The organism is Frankia sp. BMG5.60 (genome assembly GCF_059428125.1).
Window position 1 is genome coordinate 3,368,130 of record NZ_CM182091.1, and the last position, 20,693, is coordinate 3,388,822.

General features: G+C 70.6%; 20 protein-coding genes. 11 read left to right on the forward strand and 9 right to left on the reverse strand.

Translation table 11 applies throughout. From position 1 onward, the window contains the following. Window positions 1-65: 65 nt before the first annotated feature. Complete coding sequence (locus AC5R91_RS13420; RefSeq protein ID WP_495397484.1) at window positions 66-698, reverse strand: NUDIX domain-containing protein; 633 nt, start codon at window positions 696-698, stop codon at window positions 66-68. 1,214 nt (window positions 699-1,912) lie between these two features. On the opposite strand from AC5R91_RS13420, the gene efeU reads away from it, so the two are divergent. The 4 genes from efeU (at window position 1,913) to AC5R91_RS13440 (ending at window position 6,112) form a co-directional block, all read left to right on the forward strand. Beyond that, on the forward strand, window positions 1,913-2,803 hold the full coding sequence (gene efeU, locus AC5R91_RS13425; protein WP_495397485.1) for an iron uptake transporter permease EfeU: 891 nt from the start codon (window positions 1,913-1,915) through the stop codon (window positions 2,801-2,803). A gap of 147 nt (window positions 2,804-2,950) precedes the next feature. Then, window positions 2,951-4,063 (forward strand): iron uptake system protein EfeO, encoded by a 1,113-nt coding sequence (gene efeO / locus AC5R91_RS13430; protein ID WP_495397486.1) that lies wholly within the window; start codon window positions 2,951-2,953, stop codon window positions 4,061-4,063. 160 nt (window positions 4,064-4,223) lie between these two features. Continuing rightward, window positions 4,224-5,480: an iron uptake transporter deferrochelatase/peroxidase subunit gene (efeB, locus tag AC5R91_RS13435; RefSeq protein ID WP_495397487.1), complete on the forward strand. Its 1,257-nt coding sequence runs from the start codon at window positions 4,224-4,226 to the stop codon at window positions 5,478-5,480. 143 nt (window positions 5,481-5,623) lie between these two features. Further along, window positions 5,624-6,112 carry an HIT family protein gene (locus tag AC5R91_RS13440; RefSeq protein ID WP_495397488.1) on the forward strand — a complete coding sequence of 163 codons (489 nt, stop codon included), beginning with the start codon at window positions 5,624-5,626 and terminating at the stop codon, window positions 6,110-6,112. A gap of 53 nt (window positions 6,113-6,165) precedes the next feature. Here the strand turns inward: AC5R91_RS13440 and AC5R91_RS13445 are convergent, their stop codons facing one another. Then, the gene (locus tag AC5R91_RS13445; protein ID WP_495397489.1) at window positions 6,166-6,900 is read right to left on the reverse strand and encodes an NUDIX hydrolase; all 735 of its coding nucleotides are present in this window, start codon (window positions 6,898-6,900) and stop codon (window positions 6,166-6,168) included. 90 nt (window positions 6,901-6,990) lie between these two features. Between AC5R91_RS13445 and AC5R91_RS13450 the strand changes: the two genes are divergently transcribed. After that, on the forward strand, window positions 6,991-7,140 hold the full coding sequence (locus tag AC5R91_RS13450; protein WP_495397490.1) for a hypothetical protein: 150 nt from the start codon (window positions 6,991-6,993) through the stop codon (window positions 7,138-7,140). 12 nt (window positions 7,141-7,152) lie between these two features. Then, window positions 7,153-7,956, forward strand: coding sequence for a hypothetical protein (locus AC5R91_RS13455; protein WP_495397491.1), 804 nt, complete (start codon window positions 7,153-7,155; stop codon window positions 7,954-7,956). A 116-nt stretch (window positions 7,957-8,072) separates the two neighbouring features. Here AC5R91_RS13455 and AC5R91_RS13460 read toward each other — a convergent pair whose 3' ends face one another. Together AC5R91_RS13460 and AC5R91_RS13465 are read right to left on the reverse strand one after the other, a co-directional pair. After that, on the reverse strand, window positions 8,073-8,333 hold the full coding sequence (locus tag AC5R91_RS13460; protein ID WP_495397492.1) for a hypothetical protein: 261 nt from the start codon (window positions 8,331-8,333) through the stop codon (window positions 8,073-8,075). 363 nt (window positions 8,334-8,696) lie between these two features. Then, window positions 8,697-9,602: a LysR family transcriptional regulator gene (locus tag AC5R91_RS13465; protein ID WP_495397493.1), complete on the reverse strand. Its 906-nt coding sequence runs from the start codon at window positions 9,600-9,602 to the stop codon at window positions 8,697-8,699. A 74-nt stretch (window positions 9,603-9,676) separates the two neighbouring features. Between AC5R91_RS13465 and AC5R91_RS13470 the strand changes: the two genes are divergently transcribed. Together AC5R91_RS13470 and AC5R91_RS13475 are read left to right on the forward strand one after the other, a co-directional pair. Beyond that, on the forward strand, window positions 9,677-10,822 hold the full coding sequence (locus tag AC5R91_RS13470) for a DMT family transporter (RefSeq protein WP_495397494.1): 1,146 nt from the start codon (window positions 9,677-9,679) through the stop codon (window positions 10,820-10,822). A 244-nt stretch (window positions 10,823-11,066) separates the two neighbouring features. Then, entirely contained in the window at window positions 11,067-11,819 is a 753-nt protein-coding gene (locus tag AC5R91_RS13475; protein ID WP_495397959.1) for an SAM-dependent methyltransferase, read from the forward strand. 17 nt (window positions 11,820-11,836) lie between these two features. On the opposite strand, the gene dctA is transcribed toward AC5R91_RS13475, so the two are convergent. Continuing rightward, window positions 11,837-13,288, reverse strand: coding sequence for a C4-dicarboxylate transporter DctA (gene dctA / locus AC5R91_RS13480; protein WP_495397495.1), 1,452 nt, complete (start codon window positions 13,286-13,288; stop codon window positions 11,837-11,839). Window positions 13,289-13,640: 352 nt separating this feature from the next. Between dctA and AC5R91_RS13485 the strand changes: the two genes are divergently transcribed. The 3 genes from AC5R91_RS13485 to AC5R91_RS13495 all read left to right on the forward strand — a co-directional run bounded on the left by AC5R91_RS13485 (window position 13,641) and on the right by AC5R91_RS13495 (window position 15,986). Continuing rightward, window positions 13,641-14,339, forward strand: a complete 699-nt coding sequence (locus AC5R91_RS13485) for a response regulator (RefSeq protein ID WP_495397496.1) — start codon at window positions 13,641-13,643, stop codon at window positions 14,337-14,339. Window positions 14,340-14,705: 366 nt separating this feature from the next. Then, on the forward strand, window positions 14,706-15,272 hold the full coding sequence (locus AC5R91_RS13490) for a hypothetical protein (RefSeq protein WP_495397497.1): 567 nt from the start codon (window positions 14,706-14,708) through the stop codon (window positions 15,270-15,272). 195 nt (window positions 15,273-15,467) lie between these two features. Continuing rightward, on the forward strand, window positions 15,468-15,986 hold the full coding sequence (locus AC5R91_RS13495) for a BlaI/MecI/CopY family transcriptional regulator (RefSeq protein ID WP_495397498.1): 519 nt from the start codon (window positions 15,468-15,470) through the stop codon (window positions 15,984-15,986). 145 nt (window positions 15,987-16,131) lie between these two features. On the opposite strand, the gene AC5R91_RS13500 is transcribed toward AC5R91_RS13495, so the two are convergent. The 4 genes from AC5R91_RS13500 to AC5R91_RS13515 all read right to left on the reverse strand — a co-directional run bounded on the left by AC5R91_RS13500 (window position 16,132) and on the right by AC5R91_RS13515 (window position 20,678). Further along, a complete protein-coding gene (locus AC5R91_RS13500) occupies window positions 16,132-16,959 on the reverse strand; it encodes an ABC transporter ATP-binding protein (protein ID WP_495397499.1) in 828 nt (275 codons plus the stop codon). 16 nt (window positions 16,960-16,975) lie between these two features. Then, complete coding sequence (locus tag AC5R91_RS13505) at window positions 16,976-17,974, reverse strand: FecCD family ABC transporter permease (RefSeq protein ID WP_495397500.1); 999 nt, start codon at window positions 17,972-17,974, stop codon at window positions 16,976-16,978. 65 nt (window positions 17,975-18,039) lie between these two features. Continuing rightward, the gene (locus tag AC5R91_RS13510; protein ID WP_495397501.1) at window positions 18,040-19,071 is read right to left on the reverse strand and encodes an ABC transporter substrate-binding protein; all 1,032 of its coding nucleotides are present in this window, start codon (window positions 19,069-19,071) and stop codon (window positions 18,040-18,042) included. Window positions 19,072-19,193: 122 nt separating this feature from the next. After that, complete coding sequence (locus AC5R91_RS13515) at window positions 19,194-20,678, reverse strand: MFS transporter (RefSeq protein WP_495397502.1); 1,485 nt, start codon at window positions 20,676-20,678, stop codon at window positions 19,194-19,196. Window positions 20,679-20,693 lie beyond the last annotated feature (15 nt).

Consider the following 20,693-nt stretch of genomic DNA (forward strand, 5'->3'; position numbering starts at 1 on the left):
GGACCCCGACTCGCCGCCGATACCGACCTCGCCGCGGACGCAGCCCGGGCCGAGCCCACGGCCGGTCAGCCGTGGTTCTCCCGGGTGTTGACGGACAGCGCGCCGAGATCGGCTGGCCAGTCGGCGAGATCGGGACCGGGCGCGGGATCTGGAGGACGCCGCACCGCGCCTCGCCCGGCCGTCCCACGCGCCAGGGGCTGGACGGGAATCTGCTCGCCGTGCTCCAGGTAGCCGGCTCGGTGCGGGGTGCGCCGCAGGCGGGCGGCCGCGGCGACCCGGCGGGCGTGCAACGGCGGGAGCAACCGGTCGACCTCGTCCACCGGCACGAAGGCGAAGTTGACGAGCTCATCCATGTCGAGCCGGATGCGCTCGCGCCAGGCGGCGGGCAGCAGGCCGCCGTCGAAGACGAACAGCAGCATCTCCCCCTCCAGCCAGCCGTCCTTGGGGCGCGGGGCCCAGTCGACCGCGAGGAGCTCGCCGATCGGCGGGGTGATGCCGAGTTCCTCCTCCACCTCACGCACGCAGGCGGAGTAGGGAGATTCCCCGGGCTCGACAAAACCGCCCGGAATGTCCCACCCGGGCTTGTAGGACGGCTCGACAAGCATGACCCGGCCGTCGTCGTCGAAGAACAGGGCACCGGCGGCTACATAGGGCCGCGCCATCGGCGGGATCTCGCCGCTGGCGGCCGATCGGGTCACGGTGGGCACTCCACCATCCACCACATAGTCCGCCGACCCCTCCGGCGAGCGCTGTTCGCGTCCGGCGAAATGCGCTCCGTTATGAGATCCGCTTCCGTCCGTCATACTGGAACACTCACGATCTTCATTCATGTCCGTCCCCATCTGGCGCAGGACTGACGATCAGGCCGGCAGCCACGAAGCGGACCGCCTGCGCAGCCGCATCACCGATACCCGACCACGAAATGGCCGGCCTCGCCAGCGATTCGCGGTGACCACGAGGAAGACCACGCGCCGGAAGCATGAACTTCCAGGCGAGCATAATCCACGAGATCGCGCGTTCATTTCGTTGACATCTGCGGCGTCCCCAGCATCCGGGACGAGCTGTTGTGCCAACTAAGGCGGGCAGTGTCGACGATACGGAAGGATCCCGTCTTCCGACCGGACCGAGGTGAACGGTGCAGTCCACCCAGGATCGTCGCGCAGCACTGGGAATTGAAAACTACAGAACCGCGAATGCGGAGAATTCCGCTCGAAACCTACGCAAGTACGTGCTCTGGAACGACCCTCGACCCGTATCTGCGGATACCCGCATGCGGCCGGGCCACTCGGGTGCCCGGGACCGTCCCGCCCGCCCGTCCGCATCTCCCCCGGTCGCAGGCCGGTGCGGCGGCGACCGTCCGACCACCGTAGACACCGCGAGCGCCTCGAGGCCAATCACCGTGCGTAACGACCTACCCCCGCCATCCGCCGCCGGCCGTCGCAGGGATGTGATTCCCGTCATCTCGGCCGATCGCCGGCCATTCCGGCCATTTTCGGTCGAGTTGTCGAGGATTACTCGGGAGCAAATCGCCGTTCCGGCGAACGCGCAGGTCCTGTCCGCCCGAGCAACCGCGGGGCCGGAAAGCGGCCCGGAATGCCACCACGACGGTTCATCCATGCACCGTTGGTAACCGCCTGATGCGAAGCGTGGATGGCCGGCTTCCCATCGCCTCAGGGAGTGGGCGGATGGTGGCGAACCGGGGGCGCCGCGGCGGGGCGCGGCCATCGTTCGGGCAGGTCGCGGGCGTGGCAGGCGGAGCCGGCGGCCGCGATGCCCCGGCCCGCACCCATCCGTCACGGTTCTCTTGCCAACGCCGTTAGGTTGCCCTAACTTAGCTGAGGCTAACCGCAGGTGACGGGCTGCACATGTGCAGGACCGGGAAGCCGCGGGCGAACAGGGACGGAGGCAGGGTTTGCTTCCCACGTTTGTGATCGGCCTTCGGGAGGGCCTTGAGGCGTCGCTGATCGTCGGCATCGTCGCGGCCTTCCTCCGGCAGCGAGACCGCCGGGACGCCCTGCGCCAGGTGTGGCTCGGCGTCTCGCTCGCGGTGCTGCTCTGCCTGGGCATCGGCATCGCGCTGCACGTCCTGGACCGCGAGCTGCCCCAGCGCAAGCAGGAGGGGCTCGAGACGGTCATCGGACTCATCGCGGTGGCCATGGTGACCTACATGGTGGTCTGGATGCGCCGCCACTCCCGCGACCTGCGCGGGTCGTTGGAGTCGGCCACGGCCTCGGCGCTGGAGACCGGCTCGACCCGGGCGCTGGTGCTCATGGCTTTCCTGGCCGTGCTGCGCGAGGGATTCGAGACGGCCGTGTTCCTCATCGCGGCGTTCAACGCGAGCAGCTCGCCGGGCACCGCCGGCGGCGGCGCGCTGCTCGGCGTGCTGGTGTCCGCGGCGGTCGGCTTCGGCATCTACCGCGGCGGCGTCCACCTCAACCTGGCGCGCTTCTTCCGCGTCACGGGCTTCGTCCTCGTCCTGATCGCGGCCGGCCTGCTGGCGACCGCGGCGCACACGGCTCACGAGGCGGGCTGGCTCAACGCCGGTCAGCAGCGGACGTTCGACCTGTCGTGGCTGGTCCGTCCGGGTACGCCGCTGGCAAGCGTGCTGACCGGGGTGCTGGGCTTGCAGCCCCGGCCCGTGGTCGCCGAGGTCATCGCCTGGCTCGTGTACCTGATACCGCTGGCCGCCTACGTCGCCTGGCCGGCCCGCCGTCGCCCGCCCGGCGCCACCCGGCCCACAGACACCGCCGAACGGGACCCCGCGGGCGCCGCGGCCACCGACCCGGCGCCCGCAACCCAGTAGCCACCGCGGGCCCGCAGTTCCTGGCCGGGCTCGACCGCAAGCAGGCAGTCGCACCAGGTATCCATCTCACCGAAAACAGAAACTAGGATTTTGGGGGCACACGTGCGCCGCGCACCTGTCGCGTATAGCGCCATCGCCGTTGTGATCGTGACGGGCGCCGCCGCCTGCGGGGGAAGTGACTCGGGCAGCTCCGGCGGCTCCGGCGCCGCCGGGGGGAAACAGACAGTCAACGTCACGATCACCTCGAAGGCGTGTACGCCGGACGTGTCGACGATTCCGTCGGGCCCGACCACTTTCAAGGTGGTCAACAAGGACGCGGACGCCGTCACCGAGGCCGAACTGGTCGACGGCGACACCATTCTTGGCGAGAAGGAGAATCTCACTCCCGGTCTGTCCGGGACGTTCTCGCTGAATGTGAAGGCCGGCAAGTACCAGCTCTACTGCCCCGGCGCGGACACGGAGAGGGTCGACTTCACCGTCACCCAGGCCGCCGGGGCGACCGCCGCCGCGACCCGCAGCGCCGAGGTCACCACGGCGCTGACCACCGCGACCACCGGCTACGCCACCTACGTCCGCCAGCAGGTCGCGGACCTGGTCACCACGACCGGCGCGTTCGTGACCGCGGTCAAGGCCGGCGACCTCGACCAGGCGGCCAAGCTCTACGCCGCGCCGCGGCTGGCCTACGAGCGGATCGAGCCGGTCGCCGAGTCGTTCGGGGACCTCGACCCCGCGATCGACGCGCGCATCGACGACGCACCCGACGCCGCGAGCTGGACCGGCTTCCACCGACTGGAGAAGGCCATCTTCGCCGATCGTTCGCTGGCGGGCACCGGGCCGATCGCCGACAAGCTCAACACCGACGTCGGCAAGCTCAACACGCTCGTGGCCAAGGCGACCTTCCAGCCGGCACAGATCGCCAACGGCGCCACCGAGCTGCTCGACGAGGTCGGCAAGACGAAGATCACCGGCGAGGAGGAGCGGTACAGCAAGCTCGACCTCGTCGACATCCAGGGCAACGTCGAGGGCGCGGACAAGGCGTTCACGCTGCTGGAGCCGGCGCTGAAGTCGCTCGACCCGAAGCTCGCCAGCACCGTGCGCATCCGCTTCACCGCGATGAACAAGGCGCTGGAACCGTACAAGGAGGGCGCCGGCTACGTCAGCTACGACAAGGTGACGCAGGACCAGCGCCGCGGCCTGTCCCAGGCGGTCGACGCGCTGGCCGAGCCGCTGTCCCAGGTCGCCGGCGTCGTCGTCAGCTAGGCCGGGCCCCGGCGGGAGCCGGGCTCGCACCACAGGCAGGGCGGTGCACGGGCGGCCGTGCACCGCGAACGACCAGGTCAGAAGGGTGTGGGGGTCGGGCGGAAGCCCGGCCCCCGACCCGTGGGAGAACCCCCTGACCCACGGGAGAAGGGGAATCGACATGGTCGAGCGAGTTGCGTTGTCGCGCCGGCGGGCGCTGTTCGGCGCCGCGGGCCTTGCGGGGGTGGGCGTGGTCGCGGCCACCGCCGCGGGCTGTTCGGACGACTCGTCGTCCGCGACCGCCGCGGCGCCTCGGGGTGTCGTGCCGTTCCACGGCGCGCAGCAGGCCGGGATCACCACGGACGCCCAGGACCGGCTCGCCTTCGCCGCCTTCGACGTCTCCGCCGGGGTGAGCCGGGACCAGCTACGTGAGCTGCTCGTCGGGTGGACCGCGGCCGCCGCCCGGATGGCCACCGGGCAGGCCGTCGCCGACGACGCCGCCGCGCCGCACTCGCCGCCGCGGGACACCGGCGAGGCGATCGGGCTGACCGCCGGCAACCTGACCATCACCTTCGGAGTCGGGCCGAGCCTGTTCGACGGCCGCTTCGGCCTGGCCGGGCGCAGGCCCGCGGCGCTCGCCGACATCCCGCCGCTGCCCGGCGACAACCTCGACCCGCTACGCAGCCGCGGCGACCTGTGCGTCCAGGCCTGCGCCGACGACCCGCAGGTCGCCTTCCACGCCGTGCGCAACCTGCGCCGCCTCGCCCAGGGCACCGCCGTGCTGCGCTGGTTCCAGCTCGGCTTCGGCCGGACCAGCACGACCAGCAGCGGCCAGGACACGCCACGCAACCTGATGGGCTTCAAGGACGGCACGAACAACGTCAAGCGCGAGGACACCGCGTCGCTGGACAAGCACGTCTGGGTCGGCGCGGACGGCGACCAGGCGTGGATGCGCGGCGGCACCTACGTCGTCACCCGCCGCATCCGGATGCTACTGGAGTCCTGGGACCGCGACTTCCTGCAGGACCAGGAGCAGGTCTTCGGGCGGACGAAGACGAGTGGCGCGCCGCTGGGCGCGGCCGAGGAGTTCGACCCGGTCCCGCTGACCGCCAAGGGGGCCGACGGCGAGCCGGTCATCCCCGCGGACGCCCACATCCGACTCGCGGCCGCGTCGACCAACGGCGGCGCGACGATCCTGCGCCGCGGCTACTCCTACACCGACGGCGTCAACCAGGAGACCGGGCAGCTCGACGCGGGCCTGTTCTTCATCGCGTTCCAGCGCGACCCCCGCACCGGTTTCCTCCCCATCCAGCGCCGGCTCGCCGCGTCGGACGCGCTCAACGAGTACATCGTCCACACCAGCAGCGCCGTGTTCGCGATCCCGCCCGGCGTCCGCGACACCCGAGACTTCTGGGCCAGCTCCCTGTTCACCACCTGACACCCAGCATCGCCGCCTGTCCCGCCCAGCATCTGCCGTTGCATTGCGGGGCACTGGCCGTCAGAGTGGCAGAACATCGACAGGAACCCGCCGGTGGCGATCTGAATCGACCGTGAGGACTGGCCATTCACGCGCGAAGGCAAGTGCAGCCGCGTGCCTGGCAGGCCACGTCAGGCGGAGATCAGTCCTGCTATTCGTGTGCGGGCAACGCGGCGCTGGCCGGGCTGCCGCCGCGGGAGCGGGTGCTGATCGGGACGGGCTGGCGGGCGGCGCACGCGATCCGCACGGCGCTGCCGGGGTGGCTGGTCCTGGTCAGCCGGCGGCACGTCACCTCCCCGGCGGAGCTCACCGAGGCCGAGGCTGCCGAGCTCGGGGTCCTGACCTGGCGGCTGAGTCGGGCGCTGGTCGAGGTGACCGGCTGCGTGAAGACCTACGTGGCCGCGTTCTCGGAGGCCGTCGGGTTCGAGCATCTGCACGTCCACGTCGTGCCGCGTGCTGGGGATCTGCCCGCCGCGGCCCAGGGCCCGGACGTCTTCACGTTCCTGCGCCGTCCGGAGGCCGAATGGGTGCCGCCGACGGTGATGGACGACCTTGCCACCAGGCTCGCCGCAGCGCTCGGCGCCGCGCCCTGACGCCTCCTGGATACCGGTTTTGGTCTGGATACCGGTTCAGTCTGGATACCGGTTCAGTCGACGACGGCCGGGGCGGTGGGGTCGTCGAGGTAGCCGAACATCATGGCGAGCTGGCCGGCGGTGTTGCGCTTCTCGGACAGCGGCGGCAGGGCGTCGCGCGGGAACCAGCCGACCTCGGAGGTCTCCAGCCCGCCGGCGAGGCTCCCGCCGACCACCCGGCACCGGATGAAGATCTTGTAGGTGTCGTTCGGGTACGGCGGATGAGCGTGACGGCGCTTGTCGAGGACCGCGAGCAGGCGCTCCGGCTCGGCGCGCAGGCCGGCCTCCTCGAAGATCTCCTTGACGACCGCCTCGGCCGGGGTGAGGCCGACGTCGGCCCAGCCGCCGGGCAGCGACCAGCAGCCGTCCTCCTTCTCGCGAACGAGCAGGATCCGATCACCCTCGAACAGCACCCCACGCACGTCGACCTTCGGCGTCTGGTAGCCGACCTCACCGCCGAAGAGGCCCTCCGCCGCCTCGACGGTGACGACGGTGCAGCGGGCCACGATCTCGTAGCTGAGCCGCCGGAGCTGCTCGAACCGTTCGAGGTCGTAGGGGTCCTGGGAGTAGGCGAGCCCGGCCTGGGCGATGGAATGCAGCTCGCGCACCCACGGCAGCCACTCGGGGTTGCGCGCCGCCACCTGCCGCCAGGATTCCTCAGACTGGACGGGGGGCTCGGGCTGGACGGGCGGCTCGGGCTGGACGGGCGGCTCGGGCGCGGGGTGCGGCGGTGCGGCGTCCTGGCTCATAGCCCGATCTTCTCCCTCGGCGCGGCCCCGAGCGGGCCCGGCCCGTGGGAACGTCGGCGCGTCGGGCGGGCGGCGTCCAGGTTTCCGGTGATGCGTGCCGATTTCGGCGTGTTCATCGCGATGATGTCCGCGCTGACCGTCGACGGCGCGCCCATCCGCGGCGCCGCGGAGCGGGCGATCGTGCTGTGGCCGGCGGGTCCGGCGGGTCCGGCGGTCGACGCCGACCCGGCGCCCGCATAGCGTCTCCAGGTCGTGACGCAGGTGATCGCGGTGGACTGGTCGGGGCGGGCGAAGGGCGCGGCCGAGTCGATCTGGCTGGCCCGGGTGGTCGCCGGGCGGCTCGTCGAGCTGGACAACGGGCTCGACCGGGACGCCGTCGTCGCCGCCCTCATCGACCGCGGCCGCCGGGACCCGCGGACCGTCGTCGGGCTGGACTTCTCCTTCTCGTTCCCCGCGTGGTTCTGCGCCCACCACGGCTGGCGCAGCGGCCACGAGGTCTGGTCGGCCGTCGGGCAGCAGGCCGAGGAGCTGCTCGCCGCGGGTACGCCACCGTTCTGGGGCCGGCCGGGGACCGTGGCGCAGCGCCTCGGCGATCCGTTCCGCCAGACCGAGAAGGACCTCGAACGACGACCGAAGAGCACCTTCCAGATCGGCGGGGCCGGGGCGGTCGGCACGGGCTCGCTGCGCGGCATGGGCCATCTCACCCGGCTCGCCGCCGCCGGCTTCACCATCTGGCCGTTCGACGAACCGGGCTGGCCCCGCGTCGTCGAGGTCTATCCGCGGCTGTGCACGCCGGCGGGCGTGGTCAAAAGCCGCCACCGCAGCCGGCGCGACCACCTGCACGACCGGTTCCCGGAGCAAGATCCGGTGCTGCTCGAGCGGGCCGCCGGCTGCGAGGACGCCTTCGACGCCGCGGTCAGCGCGCTGGCCATGGCGGCCGACCTGCCGAGCCTGATCGACCTGCCGCGATTCGCCCCCGGCGCGCCGCAGCTCATCGAGGGCTGCGTCTGGGCGCCTCGAGAGCGGCCGGAGGGGCGGCGGCCGGCGCGGCGATGACGTGCGCCTGCGTGGCGGCCCTGGTGACAGGACGAGGTCGGGCACCCGCGCGACGACAGGCGTGCCACCGGCCGCGGCCACACGGACCGCGACCGGTTGTCACGCCGCGGGACCGCTTACGACGCGGCCGTCCCGCGGTAGGCCACCGGGCCCTCGTTCGGGAACTGGGCGGCGCCCTGGAACGAGGCGCCGTCGTTGAAGAAGGTCACGCTTCCGTTCCCCTGCGGGCCCGACCAGGACACCTGGGTCCCAGTGGCGGGCCGGCCCGACTGGGGCACGACGCCGTTCCGGTTGCTGATGACGATCTGCAGATCGCTGTCCTTGTGCCAGTCCGCACCAGGACCGCCCCACTGGATTTCGGTGTGGTAAAGGGACATGTTCCCACCTTTCTTGTCCACACGGCCGTATCTCGGCCATGCAAGAATCCGACCGGGGAAAAAGAACGGAACAGCCGGCCGGACCCGACCGCGCGACAGTCCACAACGGCCGACAACCCATGGCGCCGACGCAGAAACGTGAACCCCCGTGATTCCGCCGGCTGCCCGAAATGGCACATCACGAACCGGCGCAGGGGAAGCGTAACGATCCGGGAACCTGGTGACAACACCCACGTGGAGCAAAATACGACGGCAGGCGACTGCGGCCCCACTATGCCCGTATTGCCCCGCCGGCAAAGCCATCCAGAAAAGACCGCCGCCGCGCGGGCACGGCCGCCCGCCTCTCGGTGCCGTCGAGAACCGTCACGCGGACTGGGCGACGGCCTGCAGCGCCGCCACGGCGTGCCGCACGGCCGGTCGGCCGGCGTTGTCGGCGCGCCAGATCGCGTGGATGTTCCGGCCCAGAACCGGTCGAAGCGGGAGCACGCGGACCCCGGCCGGCACCGGACCCTGGCCGAGCCGCGGCACCATGGCGAGCCCCATGCCCGCGGCGACCAGCGCGAGCTGGGTCGGGTACTCGATCACGGTGTGCTCGATCTGGGGCTGGGCGCCGTGGGCCCGCATTGTATGAATGAGCCAGTCGTGGCAGGTGGATCCCACGGTCCGGCTGATCCAGCGCTCGCCGAGCACCTCGTCGATGGCGATCCAGTCCCGACCGGGCCCGGCGAGCGGATGGTCGGCGGGCAATGCCACCTCCGCGACGTCCGCCATCAGCGTGGCGCGACGGACCCCGGCCGGCAGGGAGATGGGCGCGTTCTCCCAGTCCTGGACCAGCCCCAGGTCCAGCTCGCCCCGGTCGACCCGCACGAGGGGGCTGGAGAAATCCATCTCCTCCACCCGGACGGCGAGGTTGGGATGCCGCTCCCCCAACAGGCGCAGCGCGGGTGGCAACAATCCCCGGGCGGCGGTCGGGAACGCGCCGACCGTCAGCGTGCCGACCACCTTTCCGAGCTGCGCATGCAGGTGCGCCTCCGCCTCGTCCATCATCGACAGGATGCGCTCGGCGTGGTCCACCAGCAGGGTCGCCGCCTCCGTGAGCCGGACCCCCCGACCCTGGCGGAGTAGCAGGTCAGTGCCCGTCTCCCGTTCCAGTTTTGCGATCTGCTGGGAAGCCGATGAGGCGGTGACATGCAACATGTCCGCGGCCGCGCCGACCGATCCGTACCTGGCGACCAGGCACAGCACCCGCAATCTTTCCAGGTTCAACATATAAGCAATGCTACGCGGTACCCATTAGTAGATTCACCTTGTTCTCGGCGCCGGGGCCCGCCAATGATGGGCCAATGCCACTGCCATTTCGTCGTAGTACGCGGGCGTCGGGGCCGGGCGTCGGGGGTCGTAGCCCGGCCGAGGAAGAATCCTCGTCGTCGAACGTCGGCGGCCGTACACCGCGCAGGGTCGGCTGGCGGGTGCGGTTCGGCCTGCTCGCAACGATCTGGGGACTCAACTTTCTTCTGGTCAAGGTCGGCACCCAGGGTTTTCCCGCCCTGCAGGTCGCGTTCGGCCGGGTCATCTTCGGGGCGGTCGCCCTCGCCGCCGTCCTCGTGCTCAGCGGCGACCGCCTACCGCGTGGGTTCGGACTATGGGCGCACCTCGCGGTGGCGGCGATGTTCCTGAACGCGGCCTCGTTCGCCCTGTTCGCCTTCTCGGCGCAGCGGATTCCCGCGGCGCTCACCGGGATCTGCAATGCGACCACCCCGCTGTTCACGACGCTCGGCTCGTTCGTCGCCCTCCCGGACGAGCGGCCCGTCCGACGTCAGCTCGCCGGCCTGCTGATCGGCTTTCTCGGCGTCCTGGTTGTGCTCGGCGTCTGGGACGGCACAGCGGGGCAGAGCATCACCGGGATGCTGCTGGCCCTGGCCGCAGCGACGAGCATGGGCGTCGGCTGGGTGTACGTGCGTCGATTCCTGACCGGTTCGGGCTGTTCGAGCCTGGCGCTCTCGACCGGTCAGCTTGCCGCCGGGGCCGTGGAACTCGCGGTCGTCACCGCCGCCTTCTCGGACCTCCCCACCCGATTCCCGGCCCGGTCCCTGCTCGCGGTGCTGGTGCTCGGCGTCCTCGGTACCGGCGGGGCGTTCCTGACCCAGTACGGCCTCGTCCGAGATGCGGGCGCGACGGCCGCGGCAACGGTCACCTACGTCGTCCCCGTCGTGTCGACCTTGGCCGGGGTCCTGATCCTCGGCGAGAGCCTGACGTGGAACGAGCCGGCCGGCACGGTGGTGATCCTCGTCGGCGCCGCCCTGTCCCAGCTCGAAGTCTCCGCGACGGCCACAGGCCCGACCGCGACCGGGTCGTCCACGGCCGACCCTCCGGCGACCGCGACCGCGACGGCGACGGCGACCGCGACGGCGGCCGCAGCGGCGGCCACAGCCACAGGCGCGGTCACTCTCTCGCACCAACTTGGCACGCAGCGCACAGCCGACCATTAGGGTCATTCTGGCGGGATCGTCGCAAAAGGTGAGGGGGCTGGTTGTGGTGTCGAGCGCGCATCTACCCGACCCGGTTGGCGAGCAGCCGGGGGGCGGGGCCACTACCGACGGGGCCACGACAGACAGGGCCACGACAGACAGGGCCACGACAGACAGGGCCACGACAGACGGGCACTGGTGGAAGTCCCTCGCGGACGAGCGCACCCCGGTGGCGCTGAAGACCGACCAGCCGCACTCGGCCCGGATGTACGACTACTACCTCGGCGGGAAGGACAACTTCCCCGCCGACCGGGAGGCCGCCGAGCAGGCCCTGTCGGTGTTCCCGAACGCGCGCATCGCCGCGCGCCAGAACCGGGAGTTCATGATTCGGGCGACCCGGTACCTGGCCGGCGAGGTCGGGATCCGCCAGTTCCTCGACATCGGTACGGGCATCCCCACCAGCCCGAACCTGCACGAGGCCGCGCAGAGCGTCGCGCCCGACGCCCGGGTCGTCTACGCCGACAACGACCCGATCGTCCTGACCCACGCCCGGGCCCTGCTTACCGGCACCCCGGCGGGGCGGACGGCCTACATCGACGCCGACCTGCACGACACCGAGCACATTCTGGACGCCCCGGAGCTGCGCGAGACGCTCGATCTGTCCCGCCCGGTCGCCCTGTCCCTGATCTCGATCTTCCCGTTCATCCCGGACACCGACGATCCGCACGGCATCCTGCGCCGGCTCCTCGACGCCCTGGCGCCCGGCAGCCATCTCGTCCTCACCCACCTGTCCGCCGACTTCGATCCCCCCGCCGCGTCGCGGCTCATGGACACCTACCACCGGCAGGGCATCCCGCTGCAGCTACGGAGCCGCGCGGAGGTCGAGGGGCTGTTCGCCGGGCTGGAGCTGATCGACCCCGGCGTGCAGATCGTGCACCGCTGGCGTCCCGACGGCGCCGCGGTGGATCTGACCGACATCCAGGTCGCCGGCTACGGCGGCGTCGCCGTCAAGCGGTAGCTGGCCTCGGGCCTACCTCAGCTCCCGGGTCCCTGCCTGGTCAGGGGCACGGGGACGGCAGCCTCATCCGTCAGTTCCGCGTCATCCGGGTCAGCGGATGAACGGCCCGCCTCCTGGCGGTCGGCAACCTCTCGACGCTCCTCGACGAGGGCGGGCGGTTCGACGAGGGCGGACGGTTCGGTGAAGCCGTGGGCGAGGACCTGGTGCATGCGTTCGGTGTCGAGGACGCCTTCCCACCGGGCCACGACGAGGGTGGCGAGGGTGTCTCCGCAGACGTTCGTCAGTGCCCGGCATTCGGACATGAACTTGTCGATGCCGAAGATGAGCATGATGGCGGCCACCGGAATCGTGTCGACCGTGGAGAGGGTGGCGGCGAGGACGATGAATCCGGAACCGGTGACGCCCGCGGCGCCCTTCGAGGTCAGCAGGAGCACACCGACGATGGCGAGCTGTTGGCCGATGGACAGGTCGACGTCGACGGCCTGGGCGAGGTAAAGGGCGGAGAGGGTCAGGTAGATGCAGGTTCCGTCGAGATTGAACGAGTATCCGGTCGGCACGGTCAGCCCGACGACCTGCCGGGGGGCGCCGAGCGCTTCGAGCTTGCGCATGAGCTGGGGAAGCACCGGCTCCGAGGAGGAGGTGCCCAGGACGATGAGCAGTTCCTCGCGGATGTAGCGCAGCAGCCGCAGGATGTTGACGCCGATGGCGGCGGCGATCGCGCCCAGAATGACGAGGACGAAGAACACCGAGGTGCCATAGAAGATGCCGATGAGCTTGCCGAGGCTGGTCAGGGTGTCGACGCCGTACTTGCCGATGGTGAAGGCCATGGCCCCGAACGCGCCGACGGGAGCCGCGTACATGACGATCCGCATCACCTGGAACATGGCGGTGCCGACCCGCTCGACCCCGGATGCGAGCCCGGCGCCGGCGGGCCCGATGAGGTTCAGGGCGATCCCGAACAGCACCGCGAAGAACAGCACCTGCAGGATGTCGCCGTCGGCGAAGGCGCCGACCACGCTGCCCGGCACGATGTCGGACAGGTAGTGGCCCCAGCCCTCGCTCCTGCCCTGCTTGATGTAGCCGCCGACGGTGTCGTTGACGACGAGGCCGGCGGGGTTGGCGTGCACCCCGTCCCCGGGCCGGAACACGTTCATCACAATCAGGCCGAGCAGGAGTGCGACGCTGGTGAGGGCCTCGAAGTAGACGATGGACTTCAGGCCGACGCGGCCCACCTTGCGCAAGTTGTCGACCTGCGCGATGCCACCGACGACGGTGCAGAACACGATGGGCGCGATGACCATTTTGATGGCGTCGACGAAGGTCGTGCCCAGCGGCTGGAGGCGGACCGCGAAATCCGGGGCGAGCTGGCCCACGACAATGCCCGCGGCGATACCGGCGAGGACCCACACGTACAACTGGCGGTACCACGGACGGCGGACCCGCGGGACCGGTGGAGCGGGCGCGGTCATAGAGGCCTCCTCGCCGGGCGGAAAAACCTTTCCCGGTGGTGTCGATGTTCGCGACCACACTGCTCAGCACCGGACCCCGTGTCACGGTTCTGCTCATATTCTCCAGGCACGGCACCATAGTGCCCGCGATCCGCGGATGAAGGATGCCGACGCGGCCGCGACACCGGGGCGTTGACCGCCGGTTCTGCACGATCGTCGGTCGAACCGTGACGCATGTCCGACAACTGGCGGATGCATTCCGGTACTTGCTCTGCGAAAATACGCACCACCCGAGACCGGAAAATCCGATGGACTATTAGCCCGATGCCCTCTCCTGCCGTTTCACCCACCTGACCGTCCGGAGCCGCACCACATGCCTGACGAGCCGATCCGCACCCTGATCGTCGACGGTGACACGCGGCTGGCCAAGAAGCAGGCCTGCCTTGTCGAGCAGATTCCGGGATTCGCCGTCAGCGGCATCGTCCACAGTGGCGCCGAGGCTCTGGAGTTCGTCTCCCGCGCTCACCCGCACCTCGTTCTGCTCGATCTCCTCCTGCCCGACACGACGGGCGTGGAGGTGTGCCGCACGCTGCGCTCCCGGGGCGCCGTGCTCGACATCATCGCCGTGACCTCGGCCAGCGACCTTGCGACCGTCCGGGCAGCGCTGTCGTACGGGGTCGTCCAGTACCTGGTGAAACCGCTCAGCGCCGCGACTCTGCGCGACCGTCTCCACCGGTTCGCGACGGCGCACCGTCAGCTGGCGACCGCTCCCCCGCACCATCTCAGCCAGGGGGAGGTCGATCGCGCGCTGGCCGCACTCCGGCCGCCGGTCGCCCCGGCCGCGGACCAGCCCAAGGGTGTGTCCGCCACGACCCTCGACTCCGTCGTGGCCCAGTTACGGGCCAAGACCGTGCCGGCCTCCGCCGAGGACATCGCCACCGCGATCGGCGTGTCCCGCGCCACGGCCCGCCGCTACCTGGAGCACCTGGCTGTCCACCGGCTGGCGATCCGCTCCCATCGCTACGGACCGTGCGGCCGCCCCGGGAACCTGTACCGCTGGCAGGGAGCATAGGACGCCCGCGGATCCCGGCCCGCTCGGCCAACCCGCGGACGTACGCCGCCTGTGGGGTATTTCCGGGCCGTTCAGGGAGATCAGCGCGAATACCGATTCCGCTGGTGTGAGGTGCCCACGTGCGACAGCGGCATGGCCGCCTCGGCGGAGCCGGTCGTGTCGCGTATCCAGTAATGCAACCGACCTGTGGGGTCCGCCCCACTAGACTCTGATGCCGTGACGGGTAGAGGCCGGGCGCGCAGCACACGCCCAGCCCCGTTCCGGGGTAGGCATCTCGTTGCGCCGACTCGCCCCGCCGTGGATGCCGAACCGAGGTCGCCGTCGCCATGGGCCACGACCCTGCTCGGGCGTGCCGCGCGGACCGCAGTGGCGTCCGCGCTGACCGTCGGGCTGGCGGCGGCGGCCCACATCGCCGCCTGTGGCAGAACACCACCGGCGGCGATCACGCTGATCGGAACCATCCTTGTCGGGCGTGTCTGCTGGGGGGTGTCGGCAGGCCGGGCATCACTGCCACGGCTGATCGGACTTGTCCTCGCGATCCAGACCTGCCTGCACGTCGCGTTCACGCTGTCCGCCCCCACCGGGCACACCGTCATGATCGGCCTTGAGACCCACCCCGACCTCGCTGGGGACCCGACGGCGAACCTCCTGCCCGGCGGAATCTCGATGGTCGTCCTGCACGCGGTGGCGGCGGTGCTCCTGGCCGGCTGGCTCACGATCGGCGAGCGTCTGCTCTGGCGGGCCGCACGCGGTGCAGTGGAGGCGGCCTGCCGCGCGGTGGGCCGGCTTTGCTGGCGTCGACCGGACGGCGGCTCGTCTCCGCTCGCCCGGCCGCTTCCCGCACCGGCGTGGAGGCCGCCCGGAGCGGCCTGTTCGCGGTGGCTGCGGCATGTGGTGGTGCGGCGTGGGCCGCCCCCGCTCCGGGCGGCCTGACTGCTGCCCGCACTTCGCGACGTGCAGAACCGTTGCGTCAATCCTCCCTGCGACCTCCAAAGGCGGTCGCGATCGCTGCGGGAGCGGTTTCCCGGGCCTGACTGACGCCCGCGATCGGCGACCACCCGTGGCTCCTGCCAACCCGACTTCGGACCGGTCTGTCCGCAGCACCGGTCTTCAGGACTCGGAGCACACATGACACGAGCACTTCCAGTACGTCCAGCACTGAATCCGCCGCGGCTGGGCGCCGCCACTTCGAGGATCTTCCTCGGCCCGGCGTCGCCCACAGCGACCACCGCGACCACCGCGACCCGAACGGCCAGGCGCGCCGCGGCGGCGAACTCCACCTCGCCCGTGCCGCAGCCCAAACGGGCCGCCGGAGATCTGGAAAGGGCGGTCCTGACTCTGCTGTGGTCGGCCGGCGAGCCGTTGATGCCTTTCCAGGTCCAGCAGCGGTTCGGCGGCGGCCTCGCGCAGAGCACGATCGCTACGACCCTGCTGAGACTGGTGAGCAAGGGACTGGCCGAGCGGGCGCCGCGGGGACGTGGGTTCGCCTACCGTCCGCTGCGAAGGGCCGCCGACCACGCCGCGGGGCAGATGCTCGACCTCCTGCTGCGCGGTGAGAACCCCGACAGCGTCCTGCGGTCCTTCGCCAGCGGCCTGTCCACCAGTCAGCGGCATGTCCTGTCCGAGGCGCTGGCGACGACCGGCTGAGATCCGGTTCGACCGCTCCACCCCGGCTCCCGGGGGGTGCCGCAGGTTCCCACCGCGGCAACCCCCGGGAGCCGATGCCGCCATGTCCGCGTGGCGGGTGATCCGCGCATCCGCGGCAGGGCGGGACCACGCCGACCGTAGGCGGTCAGGGCGTCAGGCTCAGGGCCGCTGGACGGCCCGCCAGCGGTTGGGCGCCGTAGGTGACCCGCACGACGCCGTCGGGGTGCCGGTCCACGGACCCGATGACGCCGAAGACCTCGCGCAGCACGGCGGCATCGAGGGCTTCCAGGACCGGGCCCGCGGCGACGACCCTCCCATGGTCAAGTACGACCAGCTGGTCGCAGCACCGTACGGCGAGGTCGAGTTCGTGCAGCACCGCGAGCGTGGTGAGGCCGGTGGAGCGAACAAGGTCCAGCAGCTCGAATCGGGCCCGGATGTCGAGATGATTCGTCAGCTCGTCGAGTACCAACAGCCCCGGTCGCTGGGTCAGGGCACGGGCGAGCAGGACTCGCTGACGTTCACCTCCGGACAGCGATCCAAACAACCGGGTGGCGTACTGCCGCATTCCGGTCCGGTCAAGGGCGTCCAACACGATGGCTCGATCGGCCGGCGTCTCTCGGCTGATCAGGCCGTGGTGAGGGATGCGACCGTCCGCGACGATCTCGGCGACGGTCTGCCCCGGGGTGGTCGTGCCCTCTTGCAGTACGGCCGCGGTCCGCTGCGCCGACGCCCGGGCGGAGAGTCCCCAGACGTCCTCGCCCCCCACGTACACCGCGCCGGCGCTCGGCCGCAGCGACCGGTACACCGAGCGCAACAGGGTCGTCTTGCCGCTTCCGTTCGGCCCGACGAGGCCGACGAAGGCACCGCGGTCAGCGACCAGGTCCACCTGCCGCACCACCGGCACGCCGCCGAGGATGACGGTCACGTCCGCCAGGCGTAGTTCCACCGCCGGACGCGGATCCCCGTCACCCATCATCTCCGCCGATCTGTCACGAGCCCGTCACCGAATCATTGCGCCGCAACAACCACAGGAAGAACGGGGCGCCGAAGGCGGCGGTGAGGATGCCCAACGGCAACTCGTTGGGCCGGTCGACGATCCGGGAGAGCATGTCGACCAGCACCAGGTAACCGGCGCCGACGAGAGCGGCCAACGGCAGGAGTCGCCGATGGTCCGCACCGAACATGAGCCGGGTCAGATGCGGGATCATCAGACCGACGAAGCCGATGCCTCCGGCGACCGCGATCAGCACACCGGTCAGCAGCGATGCCGCCACGAGCAGACCGATGCGTATCTTCGGCACGTCCACCCCCAGCGCCGTGGCCTGCTCGTCCCCGCCCCCCAGGGCGTTCATCTGGCGGCCGAGCGGCACGAGCAGGGCGATCACGACCGTCACGACGACGGCCGGGGGGCCGAGCTGCCCCCAGGTGGCCCCGGCCACGCTTCCGAGCAGCCAGAACATGACCGTGCGCAGCTCGTTGGGACTGGCCCTCAGCTGCAGGTAGCTAGTCGCGGACAGAAGCAGGTAGCCCACCGCCACCCCCGCGAGAACAAGGCGCGTCGGGGCCAGGCGTCCCCGGTGCTGGCCGAGCAGAAGCACCGCGATCGCGGCGGCCATCGCGCCGCCGAAGGCGCCCGTGGAGGCGCTGACCGCGCCGAGGGCCCCACCGCCCGTCGTGATGACGAGGACGGCGCCAAACGACGCGCCGGAGGACAGACCGAGCACGTAGGGGTCCGCAAGTGGATTGTTGACCAGCGCCTGCAGTACCACTCCGGCCACGGCCAGTCCCGCGCCGCACAGCGCGGCGAGCAGCACCCGAGGCACCCGGTACTCCCAGACGATCTGGTCCACCGCGGGGTCCAGAGTCGCGGTGTGCGCGGTGACATGAGCGACGATGACCCGCCAGGTCTCCTGCGGGGAGACCTGGACCGCACCGACGCCGACCGCGACCAGCACGGTCGCGAGTACGAGCACGCCGAGGCCGAGCATGCGGGACGCCTGACCAGCCCGGCTCAGCGATACCTGACGGATCCCGACCGCCCGCGCTGCCCTGGTCAGAACCGGTCCGGGTGCAACATTTTGGCGATCTTCTCCACTGCAACGTCGTTGTTGGGACCGTAGTAGATCGAGTCCGACAGGACGGTGTACCTCCTGTGCGTGGCCGCGTCCCACTGGGGGAACTGGTTCAGGACCATCTCCGCCTGCTGATCCGGATGCGGATTCCTGTAGTTCACCAGCAGTAGTGCATCGACCGGTGTGGTCGCGAGCTTTTCCCTGCTCACGGTGAGAAAGGTGTTACTTGAACCGCTGTCGTAGAAGGGGTTGTAGGCGCCCGCCTGTGCAAGGATGTCGTTCCACACGCCGGCGCCGGCTATCGAGCTGAAGTCGTCGGCGCCCATACCGGGGAAGAACAGCAGCACTGGCTTTCGGGGTTCACCCCGGAGCCTGGCCGTCACCCTGTCGATCCGCGCCTCGGACGCGGCGATCACCCGTTCCGCGCGATCGGGGACATCGAAGATCCTGCCGAGATCGCGGAGCATGGCGTAGCTGTCCTGGATGGTCGGCGCACCCGTCGTCGTCCCGGTCCGACCGCATCCGGCCTGCGGGGCGTAGCTGTTCGCGCCGATCTTCAGCAGGTCCTGCCGGGTGGCAAAGCCCGCCGTGGCGTCGAACCCGCCATTGTAGGTGGAGATCACAAAATCGGGTCGCAGTCCGAGCATCGCCTCGCGCGGGATGTCCTGCAGGCCGTTGAGCCTGATCTGGCCGGTTGGCAGCGCGTCGATCGCGGCACGGCGGCCCGGGACGTCCGAGGCCCCGTAGTTCTGGGCATTGGCGATGATCCTGTCCTGCAGGCCGAGTTCGAGCAGGGAGGACACCTCGGCGACCGAGCCGCCGTTCATGATCACGACTCGCTGAGGGGTTCGGGTGAACGTGTAACGCCGACCGCAGTTGACGATCGTCAGCGGATACCCGGACTTCCCGACAGAGACGACTGCGGCGGGCCGGGCGACCTGCTCCGAACCAGTTCCGCCACCGGCGCAGGCGGCGAGGCTCAGAACGAGCAGCGTCGATCCGATCGCCCACATCCGTCTACGACGCATCGCCACTCCTTTCTCCATGAACCGGCGGCTTTCCGCGAACCGGCGGCGTGTCCGCCGCCTCTGGAAGGTCGTCGTCTTCCGAACCTCGGCCCTGGTAGGCCGTCCTCTCAGGTAGTCGTCGGCGGCGGTGGTGTGGTTCCCGGCTCGCCGCCGCGTGTCGCGGCGGGAGACGCGGGACTCACCGCCGGCATCCCGGCGTCACGCAGCCAGTACAGGCCACCCGTGGCGAGAGCGAGCGCGGCCAGCACCGTCGCGGCGGCCGTGTATGCCTGGGTGTGAGCAGCCAGGCCCGCGGGGGCGCCAGACGTTCCAGGAGTTCCACCGAGCATGAAGGCATACCAGCTACCGACCGCCGCATAGCCGGCGGCCAGACCAAACTGGATCATCGTCGAGGCTGCGCCCGATGCGACCCCGGCATCATCCGGCTGCACCCTGCTCAGCACACCCGCGATCAGCGACGGCACCACCAGGCCCTGGGCGAGCCCGAGCAGGCCCATGACCAAGGCGAGCAGCGGACGCTGGGCGGCGACCGGCGCCCCCACGACCAGGAACTGGCTGAGCAGGACGGCCGTCAGGAACAGGCAGGCGGCCACCGGAAGCCGCGGGCCAAATCGCGTGACAAGCCGACCGCTCGCGGACGAGCTTAGGGAAAAGCCCACGCCCAACGGCACCAACATCAGACCTGCCAGGAACGGGTCTGTGCCCAGGCCGGTCTGCACGTAGTAGGTGAAGACGAGGAACAGTCCGGCGTTGCCGGCGAAGAAGGTCACCAGAGCCGCCAGGCTGGTCGGCATTCCGGCCGCGGTCAGGACCCGCGGCGTGAACAGCGGATCCCCGCCGCGGGCCGCGACGACCCGCTGCCGGTGGGCCAACGCGGCCATCGCCGCGACGGCGACAGGCAGACATCCGGCGCACCAGGGCAACCACCCCCGTTCCGGCCCGAGGATGAGCGGAAGCAGCAGCGCTGGAAACGCAAGCAGGGTGAGGCCGGCGCCGATCAGATCCAGCGACCGTGTCTCGTCGGACCGGCTCTCGGGGATCGTGTGCCGTCCCAGCAACAGGATCGCCACGCCGATCGGGACGTTCAGCAGGAAGGCGGGACGCCAGCTGAGGCCGGCGAGGTCGAGTCGGACCAGCAGGCCACCGCCCGCGAGGCCGCCGACGACACCAAGTCCCAGCACGACTCCATACACGCCGATCGCGCGGGCGCGCTGGGCCTCGTCGAGGAAGATCGCCCGGATGATCGCGAGTTCCTGGGGGACCAGCACGGCCGCGGCAGCGCCCTGCACGAAGCGGGCGATGATCAGGATCTCCGCGCTCGTCGCGAACCCGCACCACAACGAGGCGAGCGTGAATCCGGCGACCCCGGCGAGAAAAGCGCGCCGCCGGCCAAAGCGATCGCCGAGCCGGCCTCCGGCCACCAGACCGGCGGCGCAGGCCAGCACATAGCTGGCGCCGACAAGTTGGACCTCGTCGAAGCTCGCCGGCAGGTCGCGTTGGATCGTGGGGCTCGCCAGGCTGACGATGAAGCCGTCCACCTGCCCCATAAAGGTCGCGCCGAGAACCACGGCGAGCCCGATCCAACCACGCACCGCTGCCGACTCAAC